This is a genomic window from Stenotrophomonas daejeonensis (assembly GCF_001431505.1).
GTDB lineage: Bacteria > Pseudomonadota > Gammaproteobacteria > Xanthomonadales > Xanthomonadaceae > Stenotrophomonas > Stenotrophomonas daejeonensis.
The window spans coordinates 83,497-105,607 of record NZ_LDJP01000037.1 but is presented as its reverse complement, the minus strand read 5'-3'; the positions used below and the strand labels follow the sequence as shown (position 1 = coordinate 105,607).

The following is a 22,111-nucleotide window of genomic DNA, read 5'->3' as shown; positions in this document are numbered from 1 at the left end:
ACCCATGAGCATCCCCGCCCCCCGCCAGACCAGCACCCTCGCCGTCATCGCCCTGGTCGCCGGCATCCTCGGCTGGACCCTGCTGCCGTTCCTGGGCAGCCTCGGCGGCATCATCTTCGGCCACATGGCACGCGGGGAAATCCGCCGCAGTCACGGCCAGCTCGACGGCGACGGCCTGGCCGTCACCGGCCTGGTGCTGGGCTGGATCAACGTCGGCCTGTGGATCGTCGGCATCATCGCCTTCATCATGTTCTTCGGCGGCCTGGCCTGGTTGGCCGCAGTCAATTCCTGATCCTGCATGTACCCACTCGCCCGTCCCTTCCTGTTCACCCTCGACGCCGAGCGCGCGCACGGCCTGGGCCTCGGCGCGCTCGACCTGGCCTGGCGCACCGGCACCACGCCGCTGCTGGCCGGCAGGGTCGAGGCGCTGCCGACCAAACTGCTGGGGCTGGAATTCCCCAACCCGGTCGGGCTGGCCGCGGGGCTGGACAAGAACGGCGAGCACATCGACGCCCTGTTCGCGCTGGGCTTCGGCTTCGTCGAGATCGGCACCATCACCCCGCGGCCGCAGGCCGGCAACCCGAAGCCGCGGATGTTCCGGCTGCCGCAGCACCTGGCCATCATCAACCGCATGGGCTTCAACAACGCCGGCGTCGATGCGCTGGTGAAGAACGTTGGGCACAGCCGGCACCGCAAGGGCCCGCTGGGCATCAACATCGGCAAGAACAAGGACACGCCCAACGAGGAAGCGCTGTCCGACTACCTGCACTGCATGGAGCGGGTATATCCGCTGGCCGACTACATCACCGTCAACATCTCCTCGCCCAACACCGCCGGCCTGCGCGAACTGCAGGAGGAACAGGCGCTGCGGCGGCTGGTTGCCGGCCTGCGCGAGGCGCAGGAGCGGCTGGCCGGCGTGCACGGCCGGCGCGTGCCGATGCTGGTCAAGATCGCCCCGGACCTGAATGAAAACGACATCGACGCCGCCGCACGCGTACTCGCCGAGCTGGACGTGGACGGCGTGATCGCCACCAACACCACCATCAACCGCGACGGCGTGGAGAGCCACCCGCACGCGACGCAGGCCGGCGGTCTGTCCGGCGCGCCGCTGATGCCGCAGTCCACCTTCGTCCTGCGTCGGCTGCGCGCGCGCCTGCCCGAGCGCATCCCGCTGGTCGGCGTCGGCGGCATCCAGTCCGGCGCCGACGCGGTGGCCAAGATGGCCGCCGGCGCATCGCTGGTGCAGTGCTACAGCGGGCTGATCTACCGTGGCCCGGCGCTGGTCGGCGAATGCGTGGAAGCCATCCGCCGCCGTCGCGAGGCGCCCTCGCCTGGAGCCGTCGCCCCGCTATGACCAGCACCGGGCCTTGGTGGCTGGCCGAAAACGCATCACTGCAAGCGCTCAACACCTTCCACGTCACCGCCCATGCACCGCGCCTGCTGCACGTGGCCGACCCGGAGGCATTGCCCGAGGCACTGGCCGCCGCCGGCGACGGCCCGCTGCTGGTGCTGGGCAGCGGCAGCAACGTGCTGCTCGCCGCCGACCCGGAAGGCAGCGTGCTGTGCTTCGAGAACCGCGACATCGGCATCCTCGAACACCGCACCGACCACGCCATCGTCCGCGCCGGCGCCGGTACGTCGTGGCACGAACTGGTGACCTGGTCGCTGGGCGAAGGCCTGTCCGGGCTGGAGAACCTGGCGCTGATCCCCGGCACCGTCGGCGCCGCGCCGATCCAGAACATCGGTGCCTATGGCGCGCAGGTCGGCGAGTTCATCCACCTGGTCGAAGCCTGGGACACGCAGGCGCGCGGCTGGGTGCGGCTGGAGCGCGACGCCTGCCGTTTCGGCTACCGCGACAGCCTGTTCAAGCACGAACCGGACCGCTACCTGATCACCGCCGTGCAGCTGCGGCTGCCGCTGCTGCACGAGCTGCGCCTGGGCTACGCCGGCATCGGCGAGGAATTGCAGCGGATGGGCGTGGAACTGCCGGTGGCCGCCGACGTCGCCAATGCGGTCATCGCCATCCGCCGCCGCAAGCTGCCCGACCCGGACGTGCTGGGCAATGCCGGCAGCTTCTTCAAGAACCCGCAACTGCCGGCTGCGCAGGTCGAGGCACTGCTGCAGGAGCACCCTGCCCTGCCGGTGTTCGCCACCGACGATCCGGGCCAGCGCAAGGTCTCGGCCGCCTGGCTGATCGAGGCCTGTGGCTGGAAGGGTCATCGCGCCCCCAGCGATGCCGGCGTCGCGCCCAGCCACGCGCTGGTACTGGTCAACCACGGCCAGGCCAGCGGTGCCGACCTGCTGGACCTGGCGCGGCGGATCTCCGCCTCGGTGCAGGAAAGGTTCGGCGTGCCGCTGGAACCGGAGCCGCGACTGGTCGGCGCGCGCTGGTGACCACCCGGCAGGAAAAACAGATGGCGGCGCCGCTGCGCGCCGCGCTGTTGATGCTGGCCAGCACGATGGCCTTCGGCCTGATGGCGGTGACGATCCGCCTGGCCACCGCCCATGTGCCGACCCAGGAAGTGGCGTTCTTCCGCAACGCCTTTGGCCTGCTGGCGCTGCTGCCGATGCTGATGCGTCCCGGCCGGTCGCCATTGCGGACCCAGCAGTTGCCACGTTACTTCCTGCGCAGCGCCATCGGCCTGGGCTCGATGCTGTGCGGCTTCTGGGCAGTCGGCCACCTGCCGCTGTCACAGGCGGTATCGCTGTCCTATTCCACGCCCCTGTTCGTGACCATCGCCGCCGTGCTGTGGCTGGGCGAGACGGTCCGCATCCGTCGCTGGGCGGCGGTGATCGTCGGCTTCATCGGCGTGCTGGTGATCGTGCGACCGGGCCACCACGGCTTCGAGCCGGGCACCCTGATCGCGGTGCTGGCGGCCGTGCTCAGCGCGCTGGTCGCCATCCAGATCAAGCAGCTCACCCGCGTCGATGGCGCCGACATCGTGGTGTTCTACACCTATGTGTTCTGGGTACCGCTGTCACTGGTGCCGGCCCTGTTCGTGTGGGCCTGGCCGACCGGCGTCGCCTGGCTGTGGCTGGTGGCCACCGGCATCTTCGGTACCGCCGGACAACTGCTGTGGACCCGCGCGCTGCGCCTGGGCGAGGTCTCCGCACTGACCCCGATCAGCTTCATGCAGCTGCCGCTGGTGGCTCTTTGTGGCTGGCTGCTGTTCGGCGAGACCCTGGACCGCTGGACCCTGCTGGGCGCGGCCATCATCCTCGCCGCCAACGCCTACATCGCCCACCGCGAGGCGGTGCTGGCGCGCCGTACCGCCACCCAGTCGCCCAGCGCCGCCGCCAAGCCCACCGAATGAGCCCTACAACAGCAGCGCCAGCAGCGGTGCCGCAGCGACGTTGACCAGGCCGGCCATCACCATCACCAGCCCGGCGATGGCGCCTTCGCTCTCCCCCAGCTCGCGCGCCTTGGACACGCCCATGCCGTGCGCGCCCATGCCGAACAGCGCACCACGCGCCATCGCGCTGCGTACCGGCAGCACCTTGAGCAGCAGTTGCCCGAACAGGGAGCCGCAGATGCCGGTGATCATCACGAACACAGCGGTCAACTCGGGGATGCCGCCGATGCGGCCGGACACGTCCATCGCGAACGGCGTGGTGATCGAACGCGGCGCCAGGCTCAGCCGCAGTTCCGGCGACAGGTGCAGGGCGGTGGCCATCCACCATGCGGCGGTGATGGCGATGCCACTGCCCACCAGCACCCCGGCACCGAGAACCTTCCAGTGCCGTGCGATCAAGGCCCGCTGCGCGTGAATGGGCACCGCGAAAGCCACCGTCGCCGGACCCAGCATCGCCATCAGCCAATGGGTACCGCGCAGGTAGTCGTGGTAACTGGCGTGCAGCACCGAGGCCAGCGCCAGCAGCGCCAATGGCGCGACGATCAGCGGCGATGCCCATGCCCGACCGCTGCGCAGGTACAGCTGCTTGGCGCCAAGGTAGGCCATGATCGTCGCCACGGCCCAGAACACCGGCCACAGCCACTGCGCCAAGTGCGCAAACCCAGGGTCAGTGTTCATCCCGCTGGCTCCTGCGCAACAACAGTTCCACCGTCATCGCCGTAGCCGCCATCACCAGCAGCGTGCCGCCGACCACCACTGCCAGCAGCTTCAGGCCCAGCCAGCCGAACATCTGCCGGTTGTCGAGCAGGATCATCGCGGCCGGTACGAAGAACAGCAGCATCTCGGCCAGCAGCCAGCGCGCGCCACCGTTGAGGGTACGCGGTGACAACCAGCCCTGGCCGAAGGCGAGCAACAGCACGCACAAGCCGACGATGCCGCCCGGCACCGGTACGCCCCACTGCCGCACCAGGGCATCGGCCAGCAACCAGACCCCGACCAGCGCCAGGATCTGCAGCACGCGGCTGCGCCGGAAGCCACGCCGCAGGCCTGCCCGGTGACGGCGCAGGGAAACAAGGAAGGTATCCATGCCTTCTGTGTACGCCTGCCCATTGCATAATTAAAATGAATTGATTGAATCCAATAAATTCCAATCAAGAATGGATATTCGCCAACTCCGGATGCTGGTCGAAGTGGTCCGGCGGGACGGTTTCTCCGCCGCGGCCGAGACCTTGTTCGCCACCCAGCCCACGGTCAGCAAGGCCATCCGCCAGCTGGAAGAGGAGCTGGGTGAAACCCTGCTGGAGCGCTCCCGCCACGGCGTGCGGCTGACGCCCGCCGGGCAGATCGTCTACCGACGCGCCCTGGCCCTGCTCGGCGAGCGCGAGGACATGCTGCGCGAACTGGAAGAACTGCGCGGCCTGCAACGAGGCGCGCTTCACCTGGGCCTGGCCTCGCTGGGCAGCGACGTGTTGTTCGCGCCGGTGCTTGCACGCTTCCGCCAGCAGTACCCGCAGATCGAACTGCACGTGCAGCAGCGAGGCAGCGAGGCCCTGGAGGAAAGCCTGCGCGCCGGTGAGATCGAGCTGGCCGCCAGCCTGCTGCCCGTGGCCGACGACCTGGAATGGCAGGCCGTGCGCACCGAGCCGCTGGTCGCGCTGCTGCCGCAGGCGCACCCGCTGGCACGGCGGCCGTCGCTGCAGTTGCAGGACCTGGCGCAGGTGCCGTTCGTGCTGTTCGAAAAGGGCTTCATGCTCAACCGCCGCATCGCCCAGGCCTGCCTGGCGCACGGCTTCACGCCACGCGAGGCCACCCGCAGCGGCCAACCGGATTTCATCATCGCCCTGGTCGCCGCCGGCCTGGGCGTGGCCCTGCTGCCGCGCATGATCGCCGTGGCCCGGCCACGCCCGGACGTGGCCATCGTGCCGCTGGACGCGCCCGAACTGGACTGGAAGATGGCCCTGACCTGGCGCCGCGGCGGTTACCTGTCCGCCGCCGCCCAGGCCTGGTTGCAGCTGGTCGCCGAACTCGCCCAGGAAGCCGGGCCCGGCTGATGCGACGAGGCGGTGCCCGCACCGCATGGATTACCACGATGCCGCGACGCTCTCCGCGCGCACCCCGCGCGGGTCAGGCGACGCGTGTGCGGGCATCGAGACGGCTGTGCTTCGCACTGCACGGGCTGGGCATCGCCTACCTGCCAGACTTCGCCATCCGCGAGCCGCTGTCCGACGGACGCCTGCTGCCGTTGCTGGAAGACGCCATCGGCGCCACCGGCGTGTTCCACATCCTCTGGCCGGCCAGCAAGCACCCCTCGCCGAAGCGGCGGGCACTGGTCGACTTCCTGAGCGAGCGGGTGTTCCCGGACAATCCGCAGACAGCGCGGCAATAGCGGGTAAATGCAACCGTCGCTGCTGCCGGCAACCAGGGACAGCGCGACGCACGGCGGCAATGGCCGTCAGAGATAGCGGACCACCATCGCGCCAAATACGCGGCACAACAACACGGTCATCGCAAAGGCGGCCGCGAAGGAAAACAGCCAGTTCGTCTCGGCCTGGAGCAACCGCTTGCCTTCTTCGTCGAGCAGCCCGGCGTCGCGCCGCCGCATCTGGCGTGACAGCAGCAGCATGGAAAGCAACAGGAGCAGGACCAGCGGCACCCAGGCGAACAGCAGGGTCGCAAGGCTCCCTGCCGACGCCCATCCGGCGCTGTACCGTGCCAGGAAGCCGCTGATGGCCACCTGGTTCCCGAAGGGCAGGAACACATGCAGCAACGTCGCCATGCCGATGACCCGCAGGACGCCATGGCGCAGGCGCAACCCCCACGGCCAGTGCACGGCCGGCGGCGGCAGTGCCCACGCGGCCTTCGACGGGAACGCGGTATCGACGGGGTGCATGCCGTCGGCAGCGCGCTTGCGGTCCTGATGCCAGAACTGGCGATAGAGCGCGCGATGCAGCGCGAGGAACATGCAGGTCGCCATGAAGAAGACCAGCACGATATTGAAGGCAACCGCCCCGGCATCACGATCGGTTGCCCCCCGCAGCAACGCGACGCCGATCCAGCCACCGAACAGCAGCGTCCATCCGCCCAGGAACATCCCCACGATGACCAGCCAACGTCGCCATTTCGGCCCACGCTGCCAGATGCGCAGGTGGTCTTCCTGCACGCCCGTGCCCCGTTTTTCGTCCATCGCGCCTTCCTCGTGCGTGCCCCTGTCGCCTGCCCGCCCCCGCCGTTCCGGACGGAGGCGCAGGATAGCCATGCCGCGTCACGGCACACAAACGGGAACGGGCATCGACCTATCGCCAATGCCCGCCCGATTCACCCCACCAGTGCCCCGATCAACGCGGCTTCGCGCGGTTCACTCCCACTCGATCGTCGCCGGCGGCTTGCCGCTGATGTCGTAAACCACGCGCGAGACACCGCGCAGTTCATTGATGATGCGATTGCTGACCTTGCCGAGGAAGTCGTACGGCAGGTGCGCCCAGTGCGCGGTCATGAAGTCGATGGTTTCCACTGCGCGCAGTGCGATTACCCATTCGTAGGCGCGGGCGTCGCCGACCACGCCTACCGACTTCACCGGCAGGAACACCGCGAACGCCTGCGAGGTCTTGTCGTACAAATCCGCCGCACGCAGTTCCTCGATGAAGATGGCGTCGGCGCGGGCCAGCAATTCGGCGTATTCGCGCTTCACTTCGCCGAGGATGCGCACGCCCAAGCCGGGGCCGGGGAACGGGTGGCGATAGACCATCGCGCGCGGCAGGCCGAGTTCGACGCCGAGGCGGCGCACTTCGTCCTTGAACAGTTCGCGCAGTGGTTCGACCAGGCCCAGCTTCATGTCTTCCGGCAGGCCGCCGACGTTGTGGTGGCTCTTGATGACGTGCGCCTTGCCGGTCTTGCTGCCGGCCGATTCGATCACATCCGGATAGATCGTGCCCTGCGCCAGCCACTTTGCGTTGCTCAACTTGTTCGATTCTTCATCGAAGATCTCGACGAACAGGTTGCCGATGATCTTGCGCTTGGCTTCCGGGTCGGCCACGCCTTCCAGCGCCTTGAAATAGCGGTCGGCGGCGTTCACGCGCACCACCTTCACCCCCATGTTCTCGGCCATCATCTGCATGACCTGGTCGCCTTCCTGCCAACGCAGCAGGCCGGTATCGACGAACACGCAGGTCAGTTGCGAACCGATGGCCTTGTGCAGCAGCGCCGCCACCACCGACGAATCGACGCCGCCGGACAGGCCGAGGATCACCTCGTCGCTGCCTACCTGCTCGCGCACGCGCGCAACCTGGTCGTCGATGATGTTGGCCGCGGTCCACAGCGTGGCGCAGCCACAGATCTCGGTGACGAAGCGCTTGAGCAGCGCCGCGCCCTGCTTGGTATGGGTGACTTCCGGGTGGAACTGCACGCCGTACCAGCGCTTGTCCTCGTTGGCCATCGCGGCCACCGGGATGCGGTCGGTAGCCGCAGTGATGACGAAGCCCGGCGGCACCTGCGCGACGTGGTCGCCGTGGCTCATCCACACGTCAAGGCGCGGCTCGCCATTGTGGTCGGACAAGCCGCCGAGCAGCGCATCGTCGGCCAGCAGCTTCACTTCGGCATGGCCGAACTCGCGCTGGTCGGCCGCTTCGGTCGCGCCGCCCAGCTGCTTGGCCATCGTCTGCAGGCCATAGCAGATGCCCAGCAGCGGCAGGCCGCTATCGAACACTTGCTGCGGCGCGGCCGGGCAGCCGACCTCGGTGGTCGATTCCGGGCCGCCGGACAGGATGATGCCCTTGGCGCCAAACGCGGCGATTTCCGCCGGATCGTGATCCCACGCCCAGATTTCGCAATACACGCCGAACTCGCGGATGCGGCGCGCGATCAGTTGGGTGTACTGCGCGCCGAAATCGAGAATGAGGATCTTGTCGCTGTGGATATTGGTCATGAGCGCTGGAATGGATCGGTGAAAACGAAAATCGGGAAAGCGCGGGCCGCATATGGAGAAAGAGGAACGGGACACGGGTTCCTCGTTCCTCTTCGCTCGTCCGCGTCAGCCGGCGCGGTAGTTCGGCGGTTCCTTCATGATCTGCACGTCGTGGACGTGGCTCTCGCGCTGGCCGGCGCCACTGATCTTCACGAACTTCGGCTGGGTGCGCATCTGTTCGATGGTGCCGCAGCCGACATAGCCCATCGTCGCGCGCAGGCCGCCAATCAACTGGTGGATGATGCCGCCGACCGGGCCACGGTACGGCACGCGGCCTTCGATGCCCTCGGGCACCAGCTTGTCGGCGCTGGCCGCGTCCTGGAAGTAGCGGTCCTTGGAGCCCTTCTCCATCGCCGCCAGCGAGCCCATGCCGCGGTAGCTCTTGTACGAACGGCCCTGGTACAGCTCGGTTTCGCCCGGCGATTCCTCGGTGCCGGCGAGCAGGCCACCGATCATCACCGTCGATGCGCCGGCCGCCAGCGCCTTGCCGATGTCGCCCGAATAGCGGATGCCGCCGTCGGCGATCAGCGGGATGCGGTCCTGCAGCGCCTCGGCCACCAGGTCGATGGCGGTAACCTGCGGCACGCCAACGCCGGCGACCACGCGGGTGGTGCAGATCGAGCCGGGGCCGATGCCGACCTTGACCGCGTCGGCGCCGCAGTCGAGCAGCGCCAGCGCCGCATCGCCGGTGCAGATGTTGCCGCCGATGACCTGCACGTTCGGGAAGTTCTTCTTGACCCAGCGCACGCGGTCGAGCACGCCCTGCGAATGGCCGTGCGCGGTGTCCACCACCAGCACGTCCACGCCGGCGGCGACCAGCGCCTCGACGCGGCGGTCGGTATCGCCGCCCACGCCGACGGCCGCGCCGACCAGCAGGCGGGTAGCGGCATCCTTGGCGGCGTTGGGGTTGTCGCTCTTCTTCTGGATGTCCTTGACCGTGATCAGGCCGCGCAGCTCGAACGCGTCGTTGACCACCAGCACCTTCTCGATGCGGTTCTTGTGCAGCAGGTGCAGCACTTCGTCCGAGGCCGCGCCCTCCTTCACCGTGACCAGCCGGTCCTTCTTGGTCATGATGTGGCGGACCGGGTCGTCCAGCTCGGTCTCGAAGCGCATGTCGCGGTGGGTGACGATGCCGGCCAGCTGGCCGTCGCCGCCCACCACCGGCACGCCGGAGATGTTGTGCGCGCGGGTCAGCGCCAGCACGTCGCGGATGCTGGTTTCCGGGCCGACGGTGATCGGGTCGCGGATCACCCCTGACTCGAACTTCTTGACCCGGGCCACTTCCGTCGCCTGCTGCTCGACGGTGTTGTTCTTGTGGATGATGCCGATGCCGCCGAGCTGGGCCATCGCGATGGCCAGCCGCGATTCGGTGACGGTATCCATCGCCGCCGAGACGATCGGCAACTTCAACCGCAGGTCGCGGGTCAGGCGCGTGCCGAGGTCGACATCCTTGGGCAGGACCGTGGAATGGGCGGGGACGAGCGAGACGTCGTCGTAGGTGAGAGCTTCAGCCTGGATGCGCAGCATCGGCATACCCGAGATGTGGGGAAGCGCGGCATTTTACCCTTTATCCGGTGCCGATGGCAGGGGCCGGCAGCACGCTGCCCGCAAAACAGCGTTGCGGCGGGCCCGCCGCAACGCCGTCGTTCAGGCCGCGGCCTCGGCCGCCTCGATGGTGTTCTGCATCAGCGTGGCCACGGTCATCGGGCCGACGCCGCCGGGCACCGGGGTGATCCAGCTGGCACGCTGCGCGGCGGCCTCGAAACCGACGTCGCCGACCAGCCGGCCGTCGTCCAGCCGGTTGATGCCGACGTCGATCACCACCGCGCCCGGCTTGACCCATTCGCCCGGGATCAGCTGCGGGATGCCCACCGCCACCACCAGGATGTCGGCGTTGCGCACCGCCTGTTCCAACACCTGTTTGGGCGTGAACCTGTGGCAGCTGGTCACCGTGCAGCCGGCGATCATCAGTTCCAGCCCCATCGGCCGGCCGACGTGGTTGCTGACGCCGACGATGGTGGCGTTGCGGCCACGCACCGGCTGGTCGGTATGCGCCAGCAGGGTGACGATGCCGCGCGGCGTGCACGGGCGCAGGCCGAACTCGCGCAGCGCCAGGTGGCCGACGTTCTGCGGGTGGAAGCCATCGACGTCCTTGCGCGGGTCGATGCGCTGGATCAGCCGGTTGGCGTCGGGAATGCCCGGCAGCGGCAGCTGGATCAGGATGCCGTGGATCTTCGGGTCGGCGTTGAGCCGGTCGATCAGCGCCAGCAGCTCGGCTTCGGTGGTGCCTTCGGGCAGATCGTGGTCGAAGGCCTCGATGCCGACCTTCTCGGCCGCGCGGCGCTTGTTGCGCACGTACACCGCCGAGGCCGGGTCGCCGCCGACCAGCACCACCGCCAGCCCGGGGCGCGAACCGCCGGCCGCGATGCGGGCGTCCACGCGCAGCTTCAGGTCGTCGAGCAACGCCTCGGCGATGCGGCGGCCATCGAGGATGCGGGAGGTCGGCGCAAGGGCTTCGGCGGGAGCGGTCATGGGCGTGGGTGGCGGGATCGGGGGTCGGCTATTGTCCCCGATTCGGCGCGGCGCGGCACCCTGCCCGGCCTTCAGCCACCATGCGCGCAGAACGCGGCATAGTCGATGTAGCCGGGAAACGGCCTGCCGGGCGCGCATAGCGGGCAGCCGGGATCGGGACGCACGCGGGTTTCGCGGAAACGCATGCCCAGCGCATCGAAGCGCAGCAGGCGGCCGGCCAGCGGCTCGCCGATCTCCAGCAGCAGCTTGAGCACCTCGGTAGCCTGCATCACCCCGGCCAGTCCCGGCAGCACGCCGAGCACGCCGGCTTCGGCGCAGTTGGGCGCGAACTGCGGCGGCGGCGGTTCCGGGAACAGGCAGCGATAGCACGGTGCCTCGCCGCGCCGGCGGCCGGCGTCGAACACGCTCACCTGGCCGTCGAAGCGTTCGATCGCCGCGTACACCAGCGGCCTGGCGTGCTTGATGCAGGCATCGTTGAGCAGGTAGCGCAGCGGGAAATTGTCCGAGCCGTCCAGCACCACGTCCACGCCGTCCATCAGCGCATCGACGTTGTCGGAGGTCACCCGCTGGCGGATGGCTTCCACCTCGACATGCGGGTTCAGCGCCAGCAGCCGCTCGCGCGCCGACTCGACCTTGGCCATGCCGACGGCGGCTTCGGCATGGATGATCTGCCGGTGCAGGTTGCTGCGCTCGACCACGTCGTGATCGACGATGCGCAGGTGCCCCACCCCGGCCGCGGCCAGGTAGAACGCCGCCGGCGCGCCGAGTCCGCCGGCGCCCAGCACCAGCACGCGCGATTGTCGCAGGCGCCGCTGCCCGGCCTCGCCCACCTGCGGCAGCAGCAGGTGGCGCGAATAGCGGTCGTAGAAATCGCGCTCACCGGCATCGAGTCCGGGTTGCGCCAGCGGCAGGCCATCGCCGCGCCACGCCACCGTGCCCCCGGCAACCGAGGCCAGATTCGTGTAGCCGGCGTCCGCCAATGCCTGCGCTGCATCGAGCGAACGCTTGCCGCCCTGGCAGATCAGCACGATCTCCGCATCCGGCGCGGGCAGCCATGCCTGCGGGTCGGCCAACAGCTCGTCCCCGGCAATCCCCTGCGCGCCCTCGGCCATGCCACCCGCGCGCTCGTGCGCCTCGCGCACGTCGATCAACAGCGCCCCCGCAGCCGCGCACTCACGGGCCTGGGCGGGGGAAATCTCGCGAATGCTCATGCCCGGATTATCGCCGAAGCGGCCCGGTAGTGCCGGCCGCTGGCCGGCAACCTCGCGTTGCCTGGCATACCGCAGTTGCCGGCCAACGGCCGGCACTATCCATTGCGCATCAGCCATGACGAAAAGGGCGGCCTTCCGGCCGCCCTTGCATCACTTCTTGCCTTTCACATGCTTCATCAAGCGCCGCTTGCGCGCGATCTGCCGCTCGGTCAGCACGTTCTTCTTGCCCTCGTAGGGGTTGGTGCCTTCGCGGAACAGGAAGGTCACCGGCGTGCCGACCAGCTTGAAGCGCTTGCGGAAGAAGTTCTCCAGATAGCGCTTGTACGAATCCGGCAGTTCCTTCAGGCGCGTGCCATGCACGATGAAGGTCGGCGGGTTGCTGCCGCCCGGATGCACGTAGCGCAGCTTGGAGACGTGGCCGCGGATGCTCGGCGGCGGGTTGCTCTCGCAGGCGATCTCCAGCGCCTTGTTCACTTCGCTGGTGCCGAATTCATGCGTGGCCGAGGCATGCGCGCGGTGGATGGCGCGGAACAGCTCGCGCAGTCCCGAGCCATGCCTGGCGGAAATGCGCACCACCTCGGCCCACGGCACGAAGCCGAGCTTCAGCGACAGCAGGGTTTCGGCCTGCTCGCGCTGGTAGTCGGTCAGCCCATCCCACTTGTTGATCGCGATGACCAGCGCGCGGCCGGCATCGAGCACCGCGCCGAGCACGCTGGCATCCTGGTCGGTGACGCCCTCGCTGGCGTCCAGCATCAGCACCGCGACCTGGCACTGTTCGATCGAGCGCAGCGTCTTGACCACGCTGAACTTCTCGACCACCTCGTCCACCTTCGACTTGCGGCGCAGGCCGGCGGTGTCGATCAGGCGGTACAGGCGGTCGTCGCGCTCCAGGTCCACCGCGATCGAGTCGCGGGTGGTGCCCGGCACCTCGGAGGCGATCATGCGCTCCTCGCCGAGCAGGCGGTTGACCAGGGTGGACTTGCCGACGTTGGGGCGGCCGACGAAGGCGATGCGGATGCGCCCCGGGTCGTCGTCCAGCGTTTCGGCCGAGCCTTCTTCCGGCAGGCCCGCGACGATTTCCTCCAGCAGGTCGTCCAGCCCCTGCCGGTGCGCGGCCGAAACCGTCAGCATTTCGCCGAAACCGTAGCGCGCGAACTCCGAGCGCACCGCATCCTCGTCGGTACCGTCGATCTTGTTGATCAGCAGCAACGTCGGCCGCGACAACTTGCGCAGCCACGACAGGATTTCGTCGTCCAGCGCCGAGGTGCCATCGCGGGCATCGACCACGAACACGATCAGGTCGGCTTCGGCCGCCGCGGCGCGGGCCTGGCGCGCGGTGGCACCGGCCAGGCCTTCTTCTTCCTCGGCGATGCCGCCGGTGTCGACGACGAGGAAATGGTTGTCCTCGTCGAGCCGGCACACGCCGTAGTTGCGGTCACGGGTGACGCCGGGCTGGTCGTGGACCAGCGCGTCGCGGGTGCGCGTGAGCGCATTGAAAATGGTGGACTTGCCGACATTCGGCCGTCCGACCAGGGCGACCAAAGGCAGCATCGCTTGGTACTCCTCAGTTTGCCAGCCGGTAGGCGGCCAGCTTGCCGTCCACGTTCTGCACCAGCAGCACGCCGTCGGCGACCACCGGCTGCGCGATCACCCGGTCGCGTCCGCCGCGTTCGCGGGCGGCCAGCGCGCCATCGCCCAGCCGCAGCCAGTGCAGGTATCCCTTGTAATCGCCGACCACGACGTAGTCGCCCTGGATCACCGGCCCGGTCACCGAGCGCCGCGCCAGCGCCTGCTGCGACCACATCGCCGCGCCGGTGGTCTTGTCCAGCCCGTAGACCGTGCCCTGGCCGTCGGTCACCACCACGTTGCCGGACGATACCGCCACGCCGCCGGCGCCACCGTGATCGCGCGACCACAGCGGCCGCCCGGTCGGGCCTTCGATGGCCATCGTCTCGTTCTTGAAGCTGGTGACGTACAGGTTGTTGCCTTCCAGCACCGGCGCGCCGTCCACGTCGGCCATGCGCTCCAGCTCGGTACGGCCTTCCGGGGCACCGATCATCTGCTCCCACAGCGGGCGGCCATCCTGCATCGCCAGCGCGCTGAGCGTGCCATCGTCGTTGCCGACGAACAGCACGCCCGGCCCGACCGCCACTGGCGCGTTGCCGCGCACGGTCAGCGACGGCAGCTCCTGCGCGTTGAACCAGCGCTGCTCGCCGCTGACGGCATCGAGCGCGGTGACGCGACCGTCATTGCTGCGCACGAACACCAGGCCCTGCGACACCGCCGGAGCGGTGATCACTTCGCCCGGTACCCTGGCTCGCCACTTCTCGCTGCCATCGGCGGCATTGAGCGCGATCACCTGGCCATCCAGCGTACCGATCACCACCACGCCGTCGCCGACGCCGGGGCCGCCGGACAGGCGCAGTTTGGCCTTCTTCTTTTCCTTGGCCGGCTTGTACTCCCAGATTTCCTTGCCGGTCTGCAGGTCCAGCGCATGCACGCCGCCTTCCACCGCCGCCGCATAGACGCGGCCGTCGGCCACCGCCGGCACCTGGCGCACGCCGATGCGGCCTTCGCCCTTGCCGATGTTGACCGACCAGATGCGGTCGACCTTGAGCGTGGCATCGAACTTGACCAGTTCGGCCGGCTCCAGCGCCTTCTTGGCCTCGGCGTCCTTGCCGGCGAACCAGCCCTTCACCGTCGAACAGCCACCGAGCGCCATCGCGACCAGCGCGATGCCCGCAACATGCTTGAGTTTCATCAGATGTTCTCCGCTGCGGGATCGGCGACGCTGCCGCCGACGTCCATCAGCTTGATTTCCAGCAGGCGGCGCTGCGGTGCGGCAACGTCGAGCTTGCCCAGAGACTGTTTGTAGAGGTCGCGTGCCTGCTCGCGCTTGTCCTGCGCCACCAGTGCATCGCCACGGATTTCCAGGCCGGCGCTGTCCTCGGCGTCGCCGAGCAGCGACAAGGCCTCTTCCGGCTTGCCGGTTTCGACCAGCAGGCGGGCGATGCGCTGGTCGATCAGCGTCTTGAACTCGCCTTCGACCTTCAGGCCGCGCAGGGTCTTGATCGCATCGTCGTACTTGCCAGCCTCGACCTGTGCCTTGGCCAGCTCCAACGCCGCCAGATCGGCATAGATGCCGGCCTTGCCGCCTTCCAGCGCCGCCACTTCCTTGGCCGCCTCGTCCAGGTCCTTCGACTGCAGGCTGCGCGACACCGCCTCGTAGCGGCTGTTGGCCTCGGCCAACTTGCCCAACTGCTGCTTCTGCCACCACTGCCAGCCACCGATCAGGGCCAGCGCGAGGACTACCCCGCCAAGAATGCCTGCGCCGTTCTGGCGCAGCCAGGTGCGGACACGTTCGCTTTGTTCATGCTCGTCGAGCAGGTCATCAATCGCCATGCGTAACTCTCGCTCCGCCTGCTGGGAGCCTTGTGTGGTGGGCTGCGCCTTGCCTCAATGCGAAACCGGCGCCACGGAACCGTCAGAGGATACCGTAAAGCGGGCCACATTATTACCGCGCGCATACGTCGTCAGGTCGACGCTGCCGCCATTCCGGCGCAGCTCCACTTCCGAAGCGTTGCCCACCACCATGCGGCCAACCTGACCGGCGGCATAACTACGCTTCTCGCCGGCACGGACCAGAGCCTTCTCGATGACGGCGCCGTCCGGCGCGGACACTTCCACCCAGCTTTCGCCCCTGAAATCCAGGGTCATGGCGCTGGCCGCCGGCGCCGCCTCGGCCGACGGCCGGGCAACCGGCGCGATGGAGGCGATGTACGGCGTGCGTTCCGCCGCGGGGCGCGGGCGTGCTGCCGGTTCATCGGGTGCCACGGCCGGTTGCGTGGCAGCCAGCGATGCGGGGTCCGGAACCACGTCCAGCGATGCGGTATTCGGCGCGGAATCGCCGAACTTGCCCTGGAAGGCATACCATGCCGGGACCGCCAGGACCGCGGTGATCACCACGTAGACCGCGCGGCGGCCGAGGTTCTCGGCCATCCGCCGCAGCCGCGGGGTATGGGTGTGACTGACCAGCTTGGGCGGTTCGACCGGCGCGATGCGCGCCTGCTCCAGCAGGCCATCAAGCTCCACGCCCAGCAATTTCGCGTAACTGCGCAATTGCCCGCGCACGAATACCGGGGCACCGAGCCGCTCCCACTGCTCGGCCTCCAGCGCCGCGACCACCTGCACCGGCATGTGCAGGCGCCCTGCCACGTCCGCCACCGTCAAACCTGCTGCTTCTCGTGCCTGGCGAAGCTGCTCCCCGCAGCCCACCGCCAAAACCTTCATGCCCGGATCATTGCTCACAATGCATCAGCCCTGGGGATTCGGGGTCGCGCTTTCGGGAAACTCCTCGCGCAACCGCTGTTGATATCGGCTTGCGGCGCTCCCATCGCCCAGCCGTTCCTCAATCTCGATCGCAAGTTGTAACACGGAAGCCGTGGCCGGTGCAGCCGCAAGCCGCCGCTGGCAGAAGGCGCGCGCCTCGAAATAGCGGCCATGCAGGAATTCGTTGCGCGCCATCGAGGCCAGCGCATAGGCATTGCCGGGGGCCAGGGCCAAGGCCTGGCGCAGGTCCGACTCTGCGCGCTCGCGCTGCCCGGCATCGAGCGCGCAGCCGCCGGCATTGGCCAGCGCGTCGGCGCGGTCGGCATAGCCGGAGTCGGCCAGCGCGCGGTCGAACCAGATCAGCGCCTCGGCCGGATGGCCGTTGCCGCATAGCCATGCGCCGTAATTGTTCAGCACATCGCCCTGCCCGGGGGCCAATTCGGCGGCCTTGCGATACAGCGCGCCGGCCTCCTCGGCCTTGCCCAGCCGCGCCTGGATCACCGCTTGCAAGGTGTAGGCATCGGGCCGGCCGGGCTCGCGCCGCTGCGCCGAGCGCGCGTACTTGAGCGCGGCATCCAGATCGTCACGGCCAAAGCGGTCGCCGGCCAACCGCAGGATTTCCTGATATTGCTCACGCTTGCGGACCTGCCGGTCATCGCGCACTTCATGGTGCAGCATGGCCTGGTCGTCCCACGAAATCCGGCTCGCCTTGACGCCATCGCCGTGGCCGCAGCCGGAGACCAGCAGCGTCAGGGCCAACAGCGCCAGCAGCCGCTCAGCCAAGCGCGTTCCTCTGCGCCTGCAGCGCGTCCTGCTCCTGCAGCAGGCGGTTGAACTCGGCCTGGCGGCGGGTGCGGTCCATCACCTGGCCCTTGAGCTGGCCGCAGGCCGCGTCGATGTCGTCGCCGCGGGTACGCCGCACCATCGTCAGCACCTGCGAATCGAGCAGGATCTTCTGGAAGGCGCGGATCTGTTCCTCGTCCGAGCGCTCGTAGCGGGTGCCTGGGAACGGGTTGAACGGGATCAGGTTGACCTTGCCCGAGTCGCGCGCCTGCACCGCGTTGTCGAACTGGCGCATCAGCCGTGCCAGCTGGCGGGCGTGCTCGGGCTGGTCGTTGATGCCCTTCATCAGGGTGTATTCGAAGGTCACCGAATCGCGCTTCCTGTTGCCGCGCAGGTAGCGCGCGCAGGAGGCCATCAGTTCGGCGATCGGGTACTTCTTGTTCAGCGGCACGAGGGTTTCGCGCAGCTCGTCGGTCGGCGCGTGCAGCGACACGGCCAGCGACACGTCGCTCTCGACCGAGAGCCGGTCGATCATCGGCACCAGGCCGGAGGTGGACAGGGTGACGCGCTTGTTCGCCAGCCCGTAGCCGAGGTCGTCGCGCATGATGCTCATCGCACGCACGACGTTGTCGAAATTCATCAGCGGCTCGCCCATGCCCATCATCACCACGTTGGTGAGGCGGCGCTGCTGGTGCGGCACGTTGCCCAGGTGGCGCGCCGTCACCCACACCTGGCCGATGATCTCGGCGGTGGTGAGGTTGCGGTTGAAGCCCTGGGTGGCGGTGGAACAGAAGGTGCAGTTCAGGCCGCAGCCGACCTGCGAGGACACGCACAGCGTGCCGCGCCCCTTGTCGGGGATGTAGACGGTTTCGACCGCGTTCTTGCCGTCCACGCCCATCGCCAGCAGCCACTTGTGGGTGCCGTCGGCGGAGGGTTTGTCGAACACGACGCCGGGGACGACGACCTCGGCATGCTGCTGCAGCTTGGCGCGCAGCGACTTGCCGAGGTCGGTCATCTGGTCGAAATCGGTGACGTAGCGGTGGTGGATCCACTTCATCACCTGGTGGGCACGGAACTTCTGCTCGCCGAGGGTTTCGACGAAGAACTTTTCCAGGCCCGCGCGATCGAGGTCGAGCAGGTTCTGCTTGCCAGCCGTCGGCGCTGCCTTGGGCAGCGGGGCGATGGGTGGCTGGACGACCTCGTTCACGGCTTCAACCTTCACTCAGTTCAGCGCGAGACCACTTCGGTGGCGGCGAAGAAGTAGGCCACCTCGATGGCGGCATTCTCGACCGAATCCGAACCGTGGGCGGCGTTGGCGTCGATCGACTCGGCGAAGTCGGCGCGGATGGTGCCCGGCGCGGCTTCCTTCGGGTTGGTGGCGCCCAGCAGGTCACGGTGGGCCAGCACGGCGTTCTCGCCTTCCAGCGCCTGGATCATCACCGGGCCGGAGATCATGAACTCGACCAGCGCGTTGAAGAACGGGCGCTCGCGGTGCACGGCGTAGAAGCCTTCGGCCTCGCGGCGCGAGAGCTGCTTGTACTTGGCGGCCACGACCTTCAGGCCGGCCTTCTCGAAGCGGGCGTAGATCTCGCCGATCACGTTCTTGGCGACGGCATCGGGCTTGATGATGGACAGGGTGCGCTCCAGCGCCATGTGGATTCTCCGGGTGTTGGGCCAGCGTGGCCCGTTGGAAAGGAAACAGGAAAAACCCGCGTGGGGACGCGGGCTTGGCATGAATTGCGGTAGCTGATTCTAACCGCTCGCCCCGGGTTTTTGCACGCTGGTGGATGAATCATGCTGCATAGCAACATGACCGGCAGGGCAAACCGGGCGTAGCATCCAAACAATCGTTTGATTGATCGAGCCGGACATGGGCAAACCCGCCAGCTTCTCCACCAAGGACCGCATCCTCGGGGCGGCCGAGGAACTGTTCGCGCAATACGGCTTTGCCGGCACCTCGCTGCGGCAGGTGACCAGCCACGCCGACGTCAACATCGCCGCGGTCAATTACCACTTCGGCAGCAAGGAAAACCTCGTCAACGAGGTGTTCCGCCGGCGCATGGACGAAATGACCGCCGCCCGCCTGAGCCAACTGGAACAGGCCCGCAGTGCCCATCCCGGCGAACTGCGCGCGGTGCTGGCCGCCTTCGTCGAGCCGGCGCTGGCGATGGCGCAGGACCGCCAGAGCGGCGGCGCCTTCGTGCGGGTGATCGCCCGCGCCTACGCCGAGAAGAACGACAACCTGCGCAAGTTCCTGTCCGACCACTATGGCCACGTGCTGCGCGAGTTCGGCAAGGCTATCGGCGCCTGCGTGCCCGGCCTGAGCAAGGAAGAGCTGTATTGGCGGCTGGATTTCCTCGCCGGTGCACTGACCTACGCGATGGCCGATTTCGGGCTGATCAAGCGCCCGCACGGCATCAGCGAGGCCGCCCACCGCAGCAAGGCCGCGCAGGAACTGATCCATTTCGCCGAGGCCGGCTTCCGCGCCAGCGCGCTGGACGCCCCGCCCTCCCCCTGATTCCACCCGGTACCAACAAAGGCCAACACCATGACCAATTCACTGCCAATCCGCCGCGCCGCCGTGCTGGGTGCCGGCGTCATGGGCGCGCAAATCGCCGCCCACCTGACCAATGCCGGCGTCGATACCGTGCTGTTCGACCTGCCCGCCAAGGAGGGCCCCGCCGACGGCATCGTGCTCAAGGCGATCGCCAACCTCGGCAAGCTCAGCCCTGCCCCGCTCGCCAGCAAGGCGCTGGCCGAGGCCATCACCCCGGCCAACTACGACACCGGGCTGGAGCAGCTTAAGGACTGCGACCTGATCATCGAGGCCATCGCCGAGCGCATGGACTGGAAGCAGGATCTCTACAAGAAGATCGCCCCGTTCGTGAACGAGCACGCAGTGCTGGCCTCCAATACCTCGGGCCTTGGCATCAACAAGCTGGCCGATGTGCTGCCCGAGCAGCTGCGCCACCGCTTCTGCGGCGTGCACTTCTTCAACCCGCCGCGCTACATGCACTTGGCCGAGCTGATTCCGGCCACCACCACCGACAAGGCGGTGCTGGAAGGGCTGGAAACCTTCCTGACCACCAATCTCGGCAAAGGCGTGGTGTATGCCAAGGACACCCCGAACTTCATCGGCAACCGCATCGGCGTGTTCTCGATCCTCTCGACCATCCACCACACCGCGCAGTTCGGGCTGGGCTTCGATGAAGTCGATGGCCTGACCGGCCCGCTGGTGGGCCGCCCGAAGTCGGCCACCTACCGCACCTCCGACGTGGTCGGCCTGGACACCATGGCCCACGTCATCAAGACCATGGCCGACACCCTGCCCGACGACCCGTGGCACGCCTATTTCAAGTCGCCGAAGTGGCTGGAAGCGCTGATCGCCAAGGGCGCGCTGGGCCAGAAGACCGGTGCGGGCATCTTCCGCAAGGTCGGCAAGGACATCGTGGTGTTGGATGTCGAGAAGCAGGATTACCGCGCCGCCGACCGCACTGCCGCGCCGGAAGTGGTCGAAATCCTGAAAATCAAGAACCCCGCCGAAAAGTTCGCCAAGCTGCGCGAAAGCCAGCACCCGCAGGCGCAGTTCCTGTGGGCGACGTTCCGCGACCTGTTCCACTACAGCGCCTACCATCTGGCCGACATCGCCGAGACCGCGCGCGACGTGGATCTGGCAATCCGCTGGGGCTACGGCTGGAGCCTTGGCCCGTTCGAAACGTGGCAGGCCGCCGGCTGGAAGCAGGTGGCGCAGTGGATTGCCGACGATATCGTCGCCGGCAAGAGCATGAGCAGCGCGCCACTGCCGGATTGGGTGTTCGATGGCCGCGACGGCGTGCACGCCGCCGAAGGCAGCTACAGCCCGTCGCGCAACGCCAAGCTGCCGCGCTCGGCGCTGCCGGTCTATCAGCGCCAGCGTTTCCCCGACCCGCTGCTGGGCGAACAGTTCGCGCAGGGCGAAACCGTCTATGAAAACGACGGCATCCGCCTGTGGACGGACGGCGACGGCATCGGCGTCATCAGCTTCAAGACCAAGATGAACACCGTGTCCGACCAGGTGTTGGACGGCATCCAGCACGCCATCGGCTTGGCCGAAAAGCAGTTCAAGGGCGTGGTGATCTGGCAGCACAAGGAACCGTTCTCCGCCGGTGCCGACCTGTCCGGCGCGCTGGGCGCATTGCAGGCCGGCAAGATTGCCGAGTTCGAGGCGATGGTCGCCAACTTCCAGCGCACCAGCCAGCGCATCAAGTACGCGCTGGTGCCGGTGGTCACGGCGGTGCGCGGGCTGGCGCTGGGCGGCGGCTGCGAGTTCCAGATGCACGCGGCCAAGTCGGTGGCGGCGCTGGAAAGCTACATCGGCCTGGTCGAAGCCGGCGTCGGCCTGCTGCCGGCGGGCGGCGGTTTGAAGGAACTGGCGGTGCGCGCTTCGCAGGCGGCCGGTGCCGACGGCGACGTGTTCGCCGAACTGAAGAAGACCTTCGAGACCGTGGCGATGGCCAAGGTGTCCAACTCGGCGGTCAACGCCAAGGAACTGGGCCTGATGCGCGGCACCGACAAGGTCGTGTTCAACAGCTATGAGCTGCTGCACATCGCCAAGGCCGAGGTCACCGCGCTGGCCGAAGGCGGCTACCGTCCGCCGATGCCGGCACGCCGCATCCGCGTGGCCGGCGACGTCGGCATCGCCACCTTCAAGATGATGCTGGTCAACATGCTGGAAGGCCGTTTCATCAGCGACTACGACTACGAGATCGCCGAGCGCATTGCCACCGTGCTGTGCGGCGGCAAGGTCGATCGCAACGCGGTGGTCGATGAAGAGTGGCTGCTGACGCTGGAACGCAAGCACTTCGTCGAACTGGCGCAACAGGAAAAGACCCAGGCCCGCATCGCGCACATGCTCAAGACCGGCAAGCCGCTGCGGAACTGAGTGGGCGTCGGCGCGGCGGCCA

Annotated in this window: 22 protein-coding genes; 8 read left to right on the top strand and 14 right to left on the bottom strand. The window is 68.0% G+C overall.

Going from position 1 to position 22,111, the window contains the following annotated elements; all coding sequences use genetic code 11:
• Nucleotides 1-4: 4 nt before the first annotated feature.
• From ABB34_RS07220 to ABB34_RS07205, 4 genes are read left to right on the top strand one after another with little or no spacing between them, the layout of a single operon-like run.
• Nucleotides 5-292: a DUF4190 domain-containing protein gene (locus ABB34_RS07220; protein WP_057640567.1), complete on the top strand. Its 288-nt coding sequence runs from the start codon at nucleotides 5-7 to the stop codon at nucleotides 290-292.
• 6 nt (nucleotides 293-298) lie between these two features.
• On the top strand, nucleotides 299-1,354 hold the full coding sequence (locus ABB34_RS07215; protein ID WP_057640566.1) for a quinone-dependent dihydroorotate dehydrogenase: 1,056 nt from the start codon (nucleotides 299-301) through the stop codon (nucleotides 1,352-1,354).
• The gene (gene murB, locus ABB34_RS07210) at nucleotides 1,351-2,394 is read left to right on the top strand and encodes a UDP-N-acetylmuramate dehydrogenase (protein ID WP_057640565.1); all 1,044 of its coding nucleotides are present in this window, start codon (nucleotides 1,351-1,353) and stop codon (nucleotides 2,392-2,394) included. Before ABB34_RS07215 ends, murB begins: the two co-directional genes overlap by 4 nt.
• A 20-nt stretch (nucleotides 2,395-2,414) precedes the next feature.
• Nucleotides 2,415-3,314 (top strand): DMT family transporter, encoded by a 900-nt coding sequence (locus ABB34_RS07205; RefSeq protein ID WP_057640579.1) that lies wholly within the window; start codon nucleotides 2,415-2,417, stop codon nucleotides 3,312-3,314.
• A gap of 3 nt (nucleotides 3,315-3,317) precedes the next feature.
• On the opposite strand, the gene ABB34_RS07200 is transcribed toward ABB34_RS07205, so the two are convergent.
• Entirely contained in the window at nucleotides 3,318-4,031 is a 714-nt protein-coding gene (locus ABB34_RS07200; protein WP_057640564.1) for an LrgB family protein, read from the bottom strand.
• Nucleotides 4,021-4,440, bottom strand: coding sequence for a CidA/LrgA family protein (locus tag ABB34_RS07195; protein ID WP_083490102.1), 420 nt, complete (start codon nucleotides 4,438-4,440; stop codon nucleotides 4,021-4,023). Before ABB34_RS07195 ends, ABB34_RS07200 begins: the two co-directional genes overlap by 11 nt.
• Nucleotides 4,441-4,510: 70 nt before the next feature.
• On the opposite strand from ABB34_RS07195, the gene ABB34_RS07190 reads away from it, so the two are divergent.
• On the top strand, nucleotides 4,511-5,404 hold the full coding sequence (locus tag ABB34_RS07190) for a LysR substrate-binding domain-containing protein (protein WP_057640563.1): 894 nt from the start codon (nucleotides 4,511-4,513) through the stop codon (nucleotides 5,402-5,404).
• Nucleotides 5,404-5,739: a LysR substrate-binding domain-containing protein gene (locus tag ABB34_RS07185; RefSeq protein ID WP_083490101.1), complete on the top strand. Its 336-nt coding sequence runs from the start codon at nucleotides 5,404-5,406 to the stop codon at nucleotides 5,737-5,739. The genes ABB34_RS07190 and ABB34_RS07185 overlap by 1 nt, the downstream gene beginning before the upstream one ends.
• 66 nt (nucleotides 5,740-5,805) lie before the next feature.
• Here ABB34_RS07185 and ABB34_RS07180 read toward each other — a convergent pair whose 3' ends face one another.
• The 12 genes from ABB34_RS07180 to ndk all read right to left on the bottom strand — a co-directional run bounded on the left by ABB34_RS07180 (nucleotide 5,806) and on the right by ndk (nucleotide 18,821).
• Nucleotides 5,806-6,609, bottom strand: a complete 804-nt coding sequence (locus tag ABB34_RS07180) for a hypothetical protein (protein ID WP_245625416.1) — start codon at nucleotides 6,607-6,609, stop codon at nucleotides 5,806-5,808.
• Nucleotides 6,610-6,708: 99 nt separating this feature from the next.
• A complete protein-coding gene (gene guaA, locus ABB34_RS07175) occupies nucleotides 6,709-8,274 on the bottom strand; it encodes a glutamine-hydrolyzing GMP synthase (protein ID WP_057640561.1) in 1,566 nt (521 codons plus the stop codon).
• Nucleotides 8,275-8,379: 105 nt separating this feature from the next.
• Nucleotides 8,380-9,840: an IMP dehydrogenase gene (guaB, locus tag ABB34_RS07170; protein WP_057640576.1), complete on the bottom strand. Its 1,461-nt coding sequence runs from the start codon at nucleotides 9,838-9,840 to the stop codon at nucleotides 8,380-8,382.
• 120 nt (nucleotides 9,841-9,960) lie between these two features.
• Nucleotides 9,961-10,845, bottom strand: coding sequence for a bifunctional methylenetetrahydrofolate dehydrogenase/methenyltetrahydrofolate cyclohydrolase FolD (gene folD, locus ABB34_RS07165; RefSeq protein ID WP_057640560.1), 885 nt, complete (start codon nucleotides 10,843-10,845; stop codon nucleotides 9,961-9,963).
• A 71-nt stretch (nucleotides 10,846-10,916) separates the two neighbouring features.
• Nucleotides 10,917-12,056, bottom strand: a complete 1,140-nt coding sequence (gene moeB / locus ABB34_RS07160) for a molybdopterin-synthase adenylyltransferase MoeB (RefSeq protein ID WP_057640559.1) — start codon at nucleotides 12,054-12,056, stop codon at nucleotides 10,917-10,919.
• A gap of 150 nt (nucleotides 12,057-12,206) precedes the next feature.
• Nucleotides 12,207-13,607, bottom strand: coding sequence for a ribosome biogenesis GTPase Der (der, locus tag ABB34_RS07155; protein WP_057640558.1), 1,401 nt, complete (start codon nucleotides 13,605-13,607; stop codon nucleotides 12,207-12,209).
• Nucleotides 13,608-13,620: 13 nt separating this feature from the next.
• Nucleotides 13,621-14,817: an outer membrane protein assembly factor BamB gene (gene bamB / locus ABB34_RS07150; RefSeq protein WP_057640557.1), complete on the bottom strand. Its 1,197-nt coding sequence runs from the start codon at nucleotides 14,815-14,817 to the stop codon at nucleotides 13,621-13,623.
• Entirely contained in the window at nucleotides 14,817-15,458 is a 642-nt protein-coding gene (locus ABB34_RS07145; RefSeq protein ID WP_057640556.1) for a YfgM family protein, read from the bottom strand. Before ABB34_RS07145 ends, bamB begins: the two co-directional genes overlap by 1 nt.
• Nucleotides 15,459-15,512: 54 nt before the next feature.
• A complete protein-coding gene (locus tag ABB34_RS07140) occupies nucleotides 15,513-16,346 on the bottom strand; it encodes a RodZ domain-containing protein (protein ID WP_057640555.1) in 834 nt (277 codons plus the stop codon).
• Nucleotides 16,347-16,370: 24 nt separating this feature from the next.
• Nucleotides 16,371-17,153: a type IV pilus biogenesis/stability protein PilW gene (pilW, locus tag ABB34_RS07135; RefSeq protein ID WP_057640575.1), complete on the bottom strand. Its 783-nt coding sequence runs from the start codon at nucleotides 17,151-17,153 to the stop codon at nucleotides 16,371-16,373.
• A 7-nt stretch (nucleotides 17,154-17,160) separates the two neighbouring features.
• Nucleotides 17,161-18,375 carry a dual-specificity RNA methyltransferase RlmN gene (rlmN, locus tag ABB34_RS07130; protein WP_057640554.1) on the bottom strand — a complete coding sequence of 405 codons (1,215 nt, stop codon included), beginning with the start codon at nucleotides 18,373-18,375 and terminating at the stop codon, nucleotides 17,161-17,163.
• Between the two features lie 20 nt (nucleotides 18,376-18,395).
• Nucleotides 18,396-18,821, bottom strand: coding sequence for a nucleoside-diphosphate kinase (gene ndk / locus ABB34_RS07125; RefSeq protein ID WP_057640553.1), 426 nt, complete (start codon nucleotides 18,819-18,821; stop codon nucleotides 18,396-18,398).
• Between the two features lie 217 nt (nucleotides 18,822-19,038).
• On the opposite strand from ndk, the gene ABB34_RS07120 reads away from it, so the two are divergent.
• Complete coding sequence (locus ABB34_RS07120) at nucleotides 19,039-19,686, top strand: TetR/AcrR family transcriptional regulator (protein ID WP_057640574.1); 648 nt, start codon at nucleotides 19,039-19,041, stop codon at nucleotides 19,684-19,686.
• Nucleotides 19,687-19,716: 30 nt separating this feature from the next.
• Nucleotides 19,717-22,089 (top strand): 3-hydroxyacyl-CoA dehydrogenase/enoyl-CoA hydratase family protein, encoded by a 2,373-nt coding sequence (locus ABB34_RS07115; RefSeq protein ID WP_057640552.1) that lies wholly within the window; start codon nucleotides 19,717-19,719, stop codon nucleotides 22,087-22,089.
• Nucleotides 22,090-22,111: the final 22 nt, after the last annotated feature.